Below are 13,583 nucleotides of genomic sequence, written 5' to 3' on the forward strand. Positions count from 1 at the left end.
TGGATTGACGTGAAGATTTCACTTCGACGGTCGTTAACCCCCGAATCGACTGGGCGTTCGCACGGTATGGACGATAGGGCGGTTCGATCAGATCCGTCGCGTGCCATGATCGCTCGAAATCCCACCTGGCGAACAGGCGCTGTGACACAAGATGCGAGCTGAACGTCCGCACGACATTGTCGCGCTCGCCCGGGCGATCCCACGCAGCGCGCGACGGGTGGAGGGGGAGGTGGGGACATGGGCGGTCGCTCACCCCGCGGCCCGCGCAACGCGTGAGGCGTTCGGCTCCGAAACGTCGATGCGGCCGGCGCGAAACTGCCAGAACAACATCATACTGGCTATGGCAGCGTAGAGGCACCAGACCGACGTGAAAGCATAACCTTTGGCGATGAGGGTCGCGATCACACCTACGAAGTTGAGCCATCCGAACCAACGCACCACCTTGTGGCTCGACAGGATCAGTGCGCCACAGGTCGCCAGGACGTATGTCACCGCCACCCCGGACAGGGCGGTGCCGGGATTGTCGTAGTGGATCGAGTGTCGTTCGATGCAGGCCGTGCTCGGATAGACGATAAGGCCACGGAACACGAAGGCGGCGAGACCCGCTCCGAGGAGCGTTAAGCCCGCGATCATCCAACGCCGACGCCCAGGCGGCTCCATCAGGAGAACGGCGAGCGGCATCAGGAGCGGCAGGATGCCCTGCGCGTAGAGCATATACAGGAAGACGAGATGCCCTTGGGCTTCTTGTCTGATTTGGCCCTCAAGACCGAGCCAGACGAATCCCTCCGTGAATTGGTGGAGGGCGAAGAACATGGGCGTTGCCGCAAACAGGACGGCGCGGGGTTGCCGGACATGGGCAAGCGTCGCGACACCGATAAGGCTGATCACTCCGCTCGCGATGAAATCGACTTCTGGCGAAAAACACATACGCAGTTACCCAAACTCGAAAAGTTTCGAAGAGCCTTCGTGCGGAGAGCACCGCAGTCGGTCAAGCTGCGTTCGTCGCCCGAGCACAATAGGCCGAAGAATTACCCAGCACTCGCAGCGTAAGCGCTTCTGCAGCCGCCATCGCCGTCCGCCCCAGTGCTACAGGAAGCGCGCTGTCCCGCAGATGGCACCGCGCATCCGGCTAAAAGAACTGGCCTCTGTGGGGGAGCTCTCCAGCTGTCGGCGGCTGAATGACCAAAGATTAACATAAATCTCTGGCTACAAACAGGTTCAAAAACCATAATTCGAGAACTTGCACGAGCTGTGAATAAATTCAACCGAGCACGCGGAAAACTAACTATGTGTTGTAACTACGGAAAACACTTCTGCCAAATATATAATTCGAATCTACGTTGCCGCGGACCAGATCCGGCAGCTGCTTAGTTGTCCGTGAAGAGGTGCCCGAGTGCGACCTTACGTGTCTGCTTTCGGGATACGTCGAAACCTCTTTGAATGACCTGGATGGGCGCAAAGCGAAACGTCCGTTTTCTGGTCACAGACAAGGCTCTGGAAGAGCGGGTAGCAGCTCAAGAGATCAATTTGGAACAGACGTGCCGACGCCTGATAGAGCCGCGTTCAGCAGCGCCTATTAAGGCTCGGAATAAAACCCATATTTCTTCGGTTGAACATGAGGATAGCGGCAGTAACCTCCTGTGCATGAGAGCTGACGGAGCTCACATGCGAGGAGACAGTGATGAGTGTGTTGAAGACCCTCAAGCTGAGTGCCGCCGACCCCGCCGCATCGACCAACGATCCACTGGGCCGTGCACGGGACAAGCTGCTGGCACAACTGGGGGACCAACGGGATATGGTGAGCGCCGCGCTGGAAGGACGCCTGTATGAGCCGCCCAAGATGCTGGCTCTGCGCAAGGATGCTTCGGGCCAGCGGGTACAGGTTGAGGTCAACCGCCGCGTGCGCCGGGGTTGGTTTCAGGACCCGGCGGGTACCGTGCACTTCATCATGCGCGTGGGCGGCAAGCCGATGGAGCTGCAGCCGGGCAAAGCGGCGATCAGTATTGGCAGCCTGGATAAGCTGCCGGGCACCCTGGAGGCGTTGATCATCGCCGTGCGCGCGGGGGAGCTGGATCCTCAGATCAAGGAAGCGGCGGTGGCCCGCGGGCTCATGATGGCGGAGCGCCGAAAGCCCCGGGCAGCTTGATCGCTGCGAGAGTGACGGTGAGCGGCATGGCATATCGTACCGCTCACTGCGCCGTCTGCTACGTGCGAAGAGGGCCCCGCGTATGCCGCCAAAAGCCGTGTTTTAGCGGTTTTTCTGAGCGTAATCGCAAGAGCTTAGGCGAGCCAATGTGGTCGCCAGCTGCTTGCGTACAGAATGACGTGATCCCACGAATACCGGCTTGCCAACGATCTTCTCAGCTCATTCTCAGTCACCATTCAGTGCGCGAGGCCCGCCGGTTTGGCGAGCTCTAAGCGAAACCGGATGGCCTGATCGAACAGCGGGGCTTTCCGATATTGCCGATCACGCCGCCACGATGGAGCGCTCTCATCACCCGCCAACTGGGTTTCGAACAGACCCAGCCATGTAAGCGGTCGCAGCACTCGGCTCTCGAAAGCGAAGCCTGCAAAATCCGCTGGTCCGTGGTCCAGCGCGGGGTCCCAAACCGTACAGCTGCGCATCAGGTCCTCGCGCGCGACCCACTCCGGGGACGTGATGGAAAGGCACCACAGCACGATGCCGATGTGGTTCTGCGGCCAGGCCTCCGTAGGCACGCGGTCGAAATAGCCGAGATTGACGCGCCAGAACACCGTCTCGAACAGACAGCGGAACAGCTCACTAGCTTGCTCCTCACGGCCAAGGGCTGCACCGGCTTTGGTCGCGATCAGACGCTTCTGTCCTTTGCGAAACAGCTTGGCAGTTTGCGCGATGAGCCGGGTGGCCTCCACGGGCATCACGTCGATCTCGTTGAGCACCTTATTCATCAGGAGCTCCTGGGCCTTGTTATAGCCGGGCCAGGTCATAGCATCGAAGAGCGCGCGAACGTCGGCGCGACTAAGCGCCCCCGTGGCGGTCAGCGTGAGGCCGGCGAGAGCCTGAGCCCGCTGGATCATCAGGCGCGTCGTGCCAACCAGTGGCGCGGTTATCGCGGCATCAGCCGTGGCATCGACGGTGATCACCTCCGGCATTCCTCCGGCCGACAGCTTCAGCAGGGCATGCAAGCTGGCGTGTGTGAGAAGGCTCCAAATTGGGGGATGGGTAAGCGTGGTCATCCGCGAAGATGTGCCACCGCCCCGGCGGCGATGGCCAGGGTTTTCAGCCTTGCTCCAGAACGCTCACCCACACGCTCGAAGGGCTTCCGTGCTGCGAGAGTACTGAGCCCGCACCCCGCCGTTGCTGGGGCGTCCTGGCGCGGGATGACAGCTATCGCTCCGAAAAGAGGGGGCAGCACGTGGCGTGGCCTCGCCCATCTGAACCATCAGGGATACGAGGATAAGGAATGATCCGGCTATGGATCACCAGCACGGCCACCGGCACGCTCGCCGGTTGGTATTACGGCCTCGATCCATTCGCTCCCTACCTGTACGAAGGCATCATCCTCGGCGCCCTCGTGTTCGGGGCGGGCTTACTCATCATCGTGGCCGCCCTACTCGGCAGCCCCACACTCGTGCTGCTGATCGTGGGCGCCCTCCCCCTGACGATGGCGTACAGCGAACACATCCTCCAGGATAGGATCAAACCCAGCGGTGCTTTCCATCGCTACGGCGCGGATGCACCCGTAAGCCTGCAGACCGGGATCGAAGGCTCGCACCTGTACGGGCGGATCACCAATCGGCACGCCCGGGATTGGCTTCGCCTGGCCATGGTCCGATGCACGCCGGTATTCGCGAACGGCACGCCCAGCCAGCGGGTGCAGGAGATTTCAGTCGGCGCTGGCGGATGGCTGGCACCCGGTGAGGAGGTGGAGCAACCCTTGCTGAGCAGTTCTGGACTCCTATGGGAGCCCGGCATGAGCATGACGCTCACCACCTGTAGCATCGGCTCTGCCGATTTTTACGCGGACCCCCAATTCAAACCCGCGTTCACCTACGCCAAGGACAGGGACAACCACTACGTGTTCGATGTCACCAACACGCGACAGGATGCCAACCTCACGCGGGTAAGCTTTTCCTGCTGGGTCCTGAACGCTGCGAGCGGCAGCCAACCGCACAAGCAGGATTTGCGGGTGATCCCTCTATACGCGGACGGCACCAGCTATCGCGTGCCGCCTGAGAAGCGAATAACCCTCTACAACACCGAGCTTTTTGCCGGTCGCAGCATCACGAGCTGCGCCGTGAAAGAGGTTTCGTGGAGCCATTGAGCGGCGCGTCTACAGGATCGCCGCTTCACACTGCCGGAGCCTCCGGGTTGGTGCACCGGAATATCGGTCACGGGCTGTGATCCGGTCCACCGGGAGATCGGGCATTGCACGCCCAAACACCTCCTGCTCCAGGAAGGCTCGCTCGATCTCCAGGTGCGCCTCATCGCAGTCCAGGTACCAACACTGGCGTGGCCCGCTCCACCGGAAGCCACGACGTTTCAGAGTGTCCTTAGTCTCGAACGCGGCTCCCTGCGCCCACAAGCGTACGGTGGGCCGGCGGGCAGTCTCAAGAAGGGTGGAGAGGGCCTGCCTTCCTGAGGTCTGTAGCGGCTGCGCCAGCAGCGCCATGAGAGCGTGGCAATCATCAATCGCCCGGTGGCCCTTATGGAAAAACCCATAGTCGATCAGGAGGTATCCTAGTTTCATGCCCTCATGGCCCTCTGCCCGCCATGGGATCTGATGGCAGGAGCAGGCCCAATTTTTCTCCGTGAACACCGGCCGGCGGATCTCGCACATCTGACGGTCGAAGCTGGCGTTGTGCGCTATCACCACTGCGGCGTCGGCTGCCAAAGCCTGCACGGCAGCGTCATCGATGTGCTTACCAGCCACATCGGCGTCGGTGATGCCGGTTAGCCGGGTGATCTCGGCAGGGATGGGTTTACCCGGCCGCTGAAGTTGGTTGAAGGTCTCCAGCACGCGGTAGATACGGCCGCTCGCGCCATACTCGAATTTGAGGATGCCCAGTTCGATCACCTCATCCGCGACGCAGTCGGTGCCGGTGGTCTTGGTGTCGAGGATCAAGCCAATGAAAGTGGGCTCGTCGGGCGCATCCGAGCACACTATCAGGGGCTCCAACCGACGCAGTACGCGGTAGTCGCCAGTGGCTTCGAGCACTGCAGCGATGCTGTCGAGAGGCTGGTTCAAAAACGTTCCTCTCCGGCTGTGGCCTTGGGTCCAGTGCACCCGTAGATGTTCGGTTAATAATATCCAGCTGGGACAGCCTTGAAACCTACTGGGATAAGCCAGCTATTAAATAGACCCTGCTCTACGAGTTTGAATCGCATAAATGCATCATTGAAAGCATCGCCATCTGCTTGCTGGACGCCATACTCAGAAACCATCAGGCAGATCATGACGATCTCAGCGCCATCGCGAGCAAATATTGCGCCAAACCCATAGCGCTGCTCAAGCATAGATTGCTCTATCTCATCGCACCGATCGCCTGTTATTTTAAGGACTCGCTGACCTTTGGCAGATATCCCAAGAAGACCAGCCGCATCGATTCTGTTTAGAAGCTCGATTACGATTGCCATTGGCCACCTATTCTTAAAGAATAAAGCAATACCAGGCAGGGTACTAAAAAATTGATACCTAGAAGATGGGGCAATGGTATATGGCATTTCCATGGTGAAAGAACTTGCCTTCGGCACAAACAGTCACCAAAGCCTTCCCTACAGCGCAAATCAACCGGGGAAATAACTTATGCCGTTTTACACATACGAAGTAGACGATGCAGTTGACGAGCATCGTTATCACAACCGACAACCAGTAAAGCTGGCAGGCAATGGTCTAATCCAGAAAGCGTGGAAACGTACCCATCACGAATGCGAGGGTCCTTGGGCCGTTTCCAATAGCGAAATGCTGCAAGCAGGGGGAATAAATCCAAATCAATCCATTGTAATTGATACATCTCCTAGACGAGATACGGTTAGTCTCTTTGAGCTGAAATATGTGCTAGGAGTAACCTATGGATGGACGCCTATTTGTTTGATTCTTGAAGAATTATTTTCTGACCGGGATGTAGGGATAGTTCCAGAAACCTTCAAGCGGGATTTCCTCGACGGAACATCTAATCGCAGAAAAGTTCGATCAATACTTTATCTGCAAGAAAGCTGGCTATGGGGCGGAGCGGGTCGGTTCGCGGCAGCCCTACTTTGGGAAGATGTCTGGGACTTTTTCAATACATGGCAGGCCCCAGGGCATGGGCCGCAGATCTGAATAAACTAACCAGTTAGTATCGTGTATGTAAAAGTACTGACAGTCACAACGCACGAACCACAAACCTCAATCTCTCAAACCCACCTCTCTAACACATCAACCACTCCACGTACTCACGTATGTCCTCCTGCTTCCACCAACTACGAACAAATCCCAAACCCCTTGTGGCATCCGAGTTTTCCGCAATTGAGCGTTTGAAATCCCGTTCAATTCGGAACTTCAGCGCATATCGGATCACCCCTTTGATGTTCCTCACCACGCTTTGATCCCGATCAAACGGCTTCAAGCTCACCTGATAGGGAGCGCCGTGTCCACGGGCTCTCAACGCATCGGCGAACTCCTGTGCGGTCACTTCACCCAACCCCACGATCCCGTGCAGATGCGGCCGCCACACCGTGCTCTCATAGGCACGCGCGAAAAGGGGCCATCCCAACCCCTGCATGGCAATCCGCTTGTTCCGGCCAAACCCCTCAAGATCTCCGTACGAGTCCCGGTCCATCTCCCACCACCCCGTCAGCTGAACATCATTCCACCGCGGGTCCTGCCCCCGTTGATACGCGATCATGTTGCGGATTCGCCGCTTGGTCCGTTGGATGCCCGGGTCCACCGAGTGCAGGTCCAGCGTGGGCTCCAGCAGCAGAGTTAGGAACGCCAGCTGCTCATTGGGAACGCCAACGAAGGCCTCACCCAGCGCTCGGCCCGTCTCCTTGCCTCGGCGACGCAAAAAGCAGCGCGGGCACAGCGGGATCCCGCACACCCGCATGTTGTTGCGGTTTTCGTCCATCTCCCCGCAACACGTCATCCTCTCGTACAGCGGATGCATCATACCCAACGCCGACAGTACCTGATCTCGCTGCCCTTGCATGCCCGTGCTCAGCCATCGGATCTGACGCCGCTCCCACGGCTCAAACACCCGGATCAGCGCGGCACGGAATTGTTTCATTCTCTCAAAAGACATCAAGTGCACCTCGGTTTGATCTGAGGTATTTAGCAATGGCCTTCCCAGCATTAACAGGACAAAATCACAAGCTTTATTGTTGAGAACACATGACCCGCCAGGCTTGCAGCTGACAGGTCATGCGCTTGGAAAAGATCAATCAATCGGACCACTAATTATCGAGATATGAAGCTTGACATTCATCACGAAGAAACGCTTGCGATCCGTTGCAAATCCACGGAAGGTCCGCTTCGCGGCAGCTTGGCGGAGGACGCTTAACGTCCGGGTCGGGTGGGAAACGGCCCGTCCGCTTCCGGGCGGCACATGGGCCGAAGCCGACATGCCGTCCCAACCCTTTCTCACATCACAGGCTTGCCGAGTGGATCGAAGAACTGCCTGGGCTTGCCACCATCATGGCCAAACCGGTGAGCCATCGAGCCCCGTGGTTTCTGCCAAACCACAGACGAGGTTCGCGTTCTGCACCGCCTGACCGGCTGCACCCTTGCCGAGGTTGTCTACGACCCCCATCGCGATCACGAGGTCACGCTCGGGGTCGGCCGCGTAGCTGACGAACGCAAGGTTCGAACCCGTCGCCCACTTGGTCTGCGGCGGCCTGTCGGTTACCCGAACGAATGCCCGCCCAGCGTAGAACCGCCGTGCTGCGTCCAGGCACGCGTCCGTCGTGGTGCGACCGCGACAGTAGATGGTGGCGAGGACGCCGCGGGTCATCGGCGCCAAGTGCGGAGTGAACACGAGACCGGCCGCGCTACCGCCGCTCAGCCGTTCGATTGCCTTGGCCATCTCGGGCATGTGAACGTGCCGAAGTAGACCGTAGGGCACGAGGTTCTCGTTGCTCTCGGCGTAGCCAAACTTGCTATCGCCACCGCGACCGGCCCCGGAGATGCCGGTCTTGGCATCGATCACGATGTTGCCGGGCTCGACCAGCCCCGCGGCCAGTAACGGTGCGAGCGCGGTCAGCGTCGCGGCGGGAAAGCAGCCGGGGTTGGCGATGCGGCGCTGATCTCTGATTTGGTCCGGCCAAACGTCGGCAAGTCCATATACCCAACCCTCGACGAAGCGGTGGTCGCCGCCGATATCGATGATCTTCACGTCCTCCGGCACGCGCGCCAGCGCGTCGGCTGAGGCACCTGTGGGAAGCGAGGCGAACAGCACGTCGAGCTTCGGCAGCGTTGCGGGGTCCCACCTCGCGATCACGAGATCGGCGAGTTTGCCCGGCACACCGGGAAACCGGTCCACCAGTCGGCTGCCCGCGCTACCCTCTCCTGCGGCGTAGACCAATTCGAACGACGGGTGGCTCGCGATCAGACGCATGGCTTCGCCGCCGCCGAAGCCGCTGATCCCGACGATGCCGACGCGGATACTCATGGTGGTGTCCTCCAAGGGTTTGGGAAGCAGTGGCCTGGGTAAAAGAAAACCCCCGGAGCCGGGGGCTGCGGGGGTTCGGAAACGTGGGCCGGGATCGTTCCGGCGGAAGGGCCTACGGGGAGGCTGTCATTCCGCGGAAGGACACCGATCAGCACGCAGCCGGGAAGCCGCAGCAAAAGTGCAGCGGCGTCGGCGTCGGTCGCAAAGGGTCCAGTTCCCGATCATATCCCGATACCCTGTCGCTCGGCACATCCAACGTCAAGCAGAATACCTGCCAAGCACCGGGGGACGCCGTTTGACCGCTTTCGAGAAACCATGACGTGGCTCCGCTCGTCCGGGTTGGGTCGTGTGCTGACCGTCCGGTCACAGCCGGAGCCAACGGCAACCGAACTTCACCGTTCAGTTGGAGGCACGGGAGTAGTCCATCCGCTCGAGGTCGGAGAGCAGGCCGGGTCCGGTCGGATGCCAATCGAGCCGTGCCCGCGTCTGTGAACTGGACGCAGGCATATCGAGCCCGACGAACGCGGCCAACCATCCGAAATGCTCCACCGCTCCCTCCGGCGACAGGGCGACCGTCGGCACCTTCAAGCCCCGGCCGATGGATTCCGCCATGTCGCGGGCGGCGACGCCCTCCTCGGCGACCGCATGGTACCGGGCACCCGCCTCCCGCTTCTCGAACGCGAGCGCGTAGAGGCGGGCGACATCGAGTACGGGCGCCGCGGGCCAGCGGTTAGCTCCGTCCCCGACGTATGCCGAGACGCCGGTCCGGCGGGCGACGTCGACCAGATAGGTGATGAGCCCCTGCTTGACCGTATCGTGCACCTGCGGGAGGCGTACTACCGACACGTTGACACCCGCCTCCAAAAGGGCGGCGCCTGCCATCTCGGAGGCGATGCGCGGGTTCGGGTGATGAAGGTTGAAGACGTCTTCGGTCGCCGGCCCGCCCTCCGCGGGGCTTCCCATCCCGGTACCTGACGTGATGAGTAGCGGCCGATCCGAACCCTTCACCGCGGACCCTAGGGTCTCGATGGCGCGCCGGTCCTTCTCACAGTTGGCGACGAAATTCGAGAAGTCGTCGTGGTCGAACGCGGTGTGGATCACGCCGTCCGCCCGATTGGCACCGCCGCGCAGGCTGTCCAGGTCTTCGAGGTCGCCTCGATGCGGCTCGGCCCCGGCATCGATCAGCTTTTGGGCACCGGCGGCCGAACGCGTCAAACCGAGGACCTGGTGCCCGGATCGGAGCAGTTCCGGGATAATGGCCGAGCCGATGAATCCGGTGGCGCCGGTAAGGAAGATACGCATGGGGGGTGGCCCGCTTCGGTTTGGACACCCACTTTCAGCCTACCGGAGATCCCGTTAAAGTAGTGATCATATCCCGGTATAAGCGTTAACAGGATCGCCATGCCTCCAGGTTCCGAGACCCGGCTGGGAACGTACCTTCGGGACCGGCGGACTAAGCTCGATCCGGCCGCGTTCGGGTTCGCAGGACGCAGGCGCACGCCTGGTCTGCGACGGGAAGAGGTCGCCCAACGTTCGAACATCAGCGCGACCTGGTACACATGGCTGGAACAGGGACGCGGCGGTGCGCCCTCGGCGGACGTGCTGAACCGCATCGCCACCGGGCTGATGCTGACCGAACCCGAACGCGAGCACGTCTTCATGCTGGCCCTCGGGCGTCCTCCCGAAGTCCGTTACCGGCCGAAGGAGGGGATAACGCCGCGCCTGCAGCGGTTGCTCGATACGCTTGAGGTCAGCCCGGCGATCATCAAGACCGCGACCTGGGACGTCGTCGCCTGGAACCGCGCCGCCGCCGTGGTCCTGACCGACTGGGACACGCTGCCTCCAGGCGAGCGCAATATCCTCCGCCGCATGTTCGGCGACCCGCGCGTGCGGACGGCGCAGCATGATTGGGAAAGCGTAGCCCGCTTCGTTGTCGGTGCGTTCCGCGCGGACGCCGTACGGGCGGGGGCGGCTTCCGAGGTCGGTGAACTGGTGGACGAGCTCTGCCGCACGAGCCCGGAGTTCGCGGCCCTATGGCGTGAGAACGACGTCCACGTGCATGGAGACGGAGTCAAACGACTCCGGCATCCCATACTGGGCTCGATCGAATTGGAGTTCTCAGCCTTCGCTGTGGATGGCCGGCCCGACCTCGGCATGATCGTCTACAACCCTGTCACCCCGGACGTCCGAGACCAGATCCGGACGCTCGTTGGCTCGGGCCCTGAAGGGAGCGGCCGAGAATGTCCGCTGCCGAAGACTTGTTAAACCAACAATTAAAAACGGATTGGTTCGACATTTGCCCGTTTTAATTACGGCTGATTTGGGTGGATTTCAGCTGGTCTGCTTTGGGGGCATCGATGCGTGGAAGCGGACATCGTCGCCGAGCCCGCTGACGACCCATCGCAGCCCCTTGGAAGGTCCGCTTCGCGGCAGCTTGGTGGAGGATGACCTACATCCGGATCAGGCGGGGAGCAGGGGTTCAATGGATGCGTCAGGGATGTCCGGTATTCAGGTTGGGCCAGGCAGTCTCGTCATTCGCCAACAGCCGCAATCCTGAAACCTTCGACCCCGGTTTGCGGGGACGTTACCGACCTATGATGCGTTTTCGCCGCTGCCACTTGGCGACTTTGCTCAAGAGGCGGGAGAGATCTTCGACCGAGTAGGGCTTGTGCAGTAGCTCGAAGCCGTAGGTGCCATTCTGCGCCAAGACGTGGCTGTAGCCCGATGCCAGTAGGACGGGGAGGTCGTGGTATTCCGAGCGGATGCGGTGTGCGAGGTCAATGCCGTTCATGCCGGGCATCACGACATCGGAGAACACCACGTCGAAGCGATCAGCATCTTTCGCGAGTTCGGCCAGTGCCTCCTCGGCGTTGGCTGCCCAGACCGTCACGTAGCCAAGGTCCGCCAATGTCTGAACCGCGAAGGTACCGACATCGGCGTTGTCCTCGACCACCAATACGCAGGTGCCGTGGCCATCCATCAAGGGCTCCAGGTAGTCGGTGCCCGTCGCCAGCGCAGCGTCTCCGACACGTGGGAGATACAAGGTGAAGGCACTGCCCTTACCGACCGTACTCGTCACCGTGACCTCGCCGCCCGACTGCTTGGCGAAGCCAAACACCTGTGACAAGCCAAGGCCGGTGCCCTGGCCGACCCCCTTGGTGGTGAAGAACGGCTCGAAGATCTGCTCCAGACCTTCCTCGGGGATGCCGCTGCCGGTGTCGATGATCGAGACGGCCACGAACGCGCCTGGGACAGCCACGTGGGTTCGGACGGCCGGCATTTGCTCAACGGCCTCCACACTGATCGTGATCTGACCTTCGCCGTCCATCGCATCACGCGCATTGATAGCCATGTTGACTAGGGCCGTGTCGAATTGGCTCGGATCGGCGTTGAGGAAGCAGGGTACGTTCGGAAGCTCCGTCACGATCCTGATCCGGGAGCCGGTCAGGGTTCCCATCATGTCGCTGATCGCTCGCACGCTCTCGGTGGCGTCGAACACCTCGGGTTTAAGTGCCTGCCGCCGCGCGAATGCGAGGAGCTGACCTGTCAACTTCGCGGCGCGGTCCACCGTATCTGAGATCGCTGTGACGTAACGGGTCCGCCGCTCAGGAGCGAGATCGGGCCGCTTCAGCAGGTCGGTTGAGGACTTGATGACCGTCAGAAGGTTGTTGAAGTCATGCGCCACGCCTCCGGTGAGCTGCCCGATGGCTTCCAGCTTCTGAGACTGGCGAAGGGCTTCCTCCGCCCTCGACAAGGCGCCAGCCTGCTGTTTGCCGACTGTGATATCGCGGCCCGTTGCGTAGGTCATCTCGCCGGCCGGAGCCGCTACCCACGAGATCCAGCGGACGGAACCATCTTTGTGCCGGTAACGGTTCTCGATCCTAGGCAGCCCACCTTCCGCCGCAAACTCGTAGGCATCCGTCGTCTCGTGATGGTCGTCGGGGATGACGAACTCATTGACGTGTTGGCCGACCAGTTCGTCCGCGCTGTAGCCGAGAACCGTCGTCCACGCTGGGTTCACGCGCTGGAACACTCCCTCGAAGTCGATGATGAGCATCAGGTCGGGTGATGTCTCCCACATGCGGTCGCGCTCAGCCGTCCGCGCCGCCAGCTCCGCCTCGCTCTCTTTGATCGCCGTGATGTCGCGCGCGGAGCAGTAAACCTTGCCCTCATCCGGAACCGCGACCCACGACAGCCAGCGCCATGTGCCATCCCTGTGTCGGTAGCGGTTCTCGAACCGGAGCGCGGGTGATCCGAGCTGGATCGCCGCGTCCCAAGCTGCATGCGTCACCGCTTGGTCGTCGGGGTGGATGAAATCGAAGAAGACCGTGCGGGCAACCTCATCTTCCGACCAGCCCAGCACGGCAGCCCAGGCGGGGTTGGACGCCTCGAAGTACCCGTCCGCGTTGAGCACACCCATGATGTCGGGGCTCACCCGCCACGTCTGGCCTCGTGCCAGCGCCCGCTCAATGACCTTGTTCTCAAGGTCGACGTTCAGTTCGCGCAACGCGTTTGCCGTGCGGTGCTGCTCTGTGATCTCCGTGCCCTGATTGAGGAGGCCGACAATGCCACCCTCCTCGCCTCGGATAGGTGTCGCGGTGAAGTTCCAGTAGGTTGTCTCGTGCATGCCGCGCCGGACCATCGGCAAGGCGACATCGCTCCGCGCGAAGCCTTCACCCGTTGCCATCGCGTGGTGGAATGGAGGCGCAATTAAATCCCAGGTTTCGCCCCAGACCTCTGCGACCGGGCGGCCGAGCGCATGCGGATGACGATCGGCCAGCGAAGGCACGTAGGCATCGTTGTAGAGCATGATGAAATCTGGTCCCCAGAGGACCGTGCTCAACATGGGCGAGTTCAGGCAGGCGGAGACCATCGAGAGTAGCGGCAATGGCCACGTGTCCAGGGGACCGAGCGATGTCGCGGCCCAATCATGGGCGCGCATCCGTTCCCCCATCTCG

General features: G+C 61.1%; 12 protein-coding genes. 4 read left to right on the forward strand and 8 right to left on the reverse strand.

Features of this window, described 5'->3' with window-relative positions:
- Positions 1–249 precede the first annotated feature (249 nt).
- Positions 250–927 (reverse strand): DUF6629 family protein, encoded by a 678-nt coding sequence (locus MKK84_RS32655; RefSeq protein WP_279598371.1) that lies wholly within the window; start codon positions 925–927, stop codon positions 250–252.
- Between the two features lie 754 nt (positions 928–1,681).
- Between MKK84_RS32655 and MKK84_RS32665 the strand changes: the two genes are divergently transcribed.
- Entirely contained in the window at positions 1,682–2,146 is a 465-nt protein-coding gene (locus MKK84_RS32665; protein WP_243926760.1) for a DUF6641 family protein, read from the forward strand.
- Positions 2,147–2,382: 236 nt separating this feature from the next.
- On the opposite strand, the gene MKK84_RS32670 is transcribed toward MKK84_RS32665, so the two are convergent.
- Complete coding sequence (locus MKK84_RS32670; protein WP_243926762.1) at positions 2,383–3,132, reverse strand: hypothetical protein; 750 nt, start codon at positions 3,130–3,132, stop codon at positions 2,383–2,385.
- Positions 3,133–3,443: 311 nt separating this feature from the next.
- On the opposite strand from MKK84_RS32670, the gene MKK84_RS32675 reads away from it, so the two are divergent.
- Complete coding sequence (locus tag MKK84_RS32675) at positions 3,444–4,304, forward strand: hypothetical protein (protein ID WP_243926764.1); 861 nt, start codon at positions 3,444–3,446, stop codon at positions 4,302–4,304.
- A gap of 9 nt (positions 4,305–4,313) precedes the next feature.
- Here the strand turns inward: MKK84_RS32675 and MKK84_RS32680 are convergent, their stop codons facing one another.
- Positions 4,314–5,228: a 3'-5' exonuclease gene (locus MKK84_RS32680; protein WP_243926766.1), complete on the reverse strand. Its 915-nt coding sequence runs from the start codon at positions 5,226–5,228 to the stop codon at positions 4,314–4,316.
- A 53-nt stretch (positions 5,229–5,281) separates the two neighbouring features.
- On the reverse strand, positions 5,282–5,617 hold the full coding sequence (locus tag MKK84_RS32685) for a hypothetical protein (protein WP_243926768.1): 336 nt from the start codon (positions 5,615–5,617) through the stop codon (positions 5,282–5,284).
- 169 nt (positions 5,618–5,786) lie between these two features.
- Between MKK84_RS32685 and MKK84_RS32690 the strand changes: the two genes are divergently transcribed.
- A complete protein-coding gene (locus tag MKK84_RS32690) occupies positions 5,787–6,302 on the forward strand; it encodes a hypothetical protein (RefSeq protein WP_243926770.1) in 516 nt (171 codons plus the stop codon).
- Between the two features lie 88 nt (positions 6,303–6,390).
- On the opposite strand, the gene MKK84_RS32695 is transcribed toward MKK84_RS32690, so the two are convergent.
- The 3 genes from MKK84_RS32695 to MKK84_RS32705 all read right to left on the reverse strand — a co-directional run bounded on the left by MKK84_RS32695 (position 6,391) and on the right by MKK84_RS32705 (position 9,927).
- Positions 6,391–7,245, reverse strand: coding sequence for a hypothetical protein (locus tag MKK84_RS32695; protein ID WP_243926772.1), 855 nt, complete (start codon positions 7,243–7,245; stop codon positions 6,391–6,393).
- A gap of 405 nt (positions 7,246–7,650) precedes the next feature.
- Positions 7,651–8,625: an N-acetyl-gamma-glutamyl-phosphate reductase gene (argC, locus tag MKK84_RS32700; RefSeq protein WP_243926774.1), complete on the reverse strand. Its 975-nt coding sequence runs from the start codon at positions 8,623–8,625 to the stop codon at positions 7,651–7,653.
- 399 nt (positions 8,626–9,024) lie between these two features.
- Positions 9,025–9,927 carry an SDR family oxidoreductase gene (locus tag MKK84_RS32705; protein ID WP_243926776.1) on the reverse strand — a complete coding sequence of 301 codons (903 nt, stop codon included), beginning with the start codon at positions 9,925–9,927 and terminating at the stop codon, positions 9,025–9,027.
- A gap of 99 nt (positions 9,928–10,026) precedes the next feature.
- Between MKK84_RS32705 and MKK84_RS32710 the strand changes: the two genes are divergently transcribed.
- Positions 10,027–10,890, forward strand: a complete 864-nt coding sequence (locus MKK84_RS32710; protein WP_243926778.1) for a helix-turn-helix transcriptional regulator — start codon at positions 10,027–10,029, stop codon at positions 10,888–10,890.
- A gap of 319 nt (positions 10,891–11,209) precedes the next feature.
- Here MKK84_RS32710 and MKK84_RS32715 read toward each other — a convergent pair whose 3' ends face one another.
- On the reverse strand, positions 11,210–13,435 hold the full coding sequence (locus MKK84_RS32715; protein WP_243926779.1) for a PAS domain-containing sensor histidine kinase: 2,226 nt from the start codon (positions 13,433–13,435) through the stop codon (positions 11,210–11,212).
- Positions 13,436–13,583: the final 148 nt, after the last annotated feature.

Origin of the sequence: Methylobacterium sp. E-065 (assembly GCF_022829605.1) — a bacterium.
GTDB lineage: Bacteria > Pseudomonadota > Alphaproteobacteria > Rhizobiales > Beijerinckiaceae > Methylobacterium.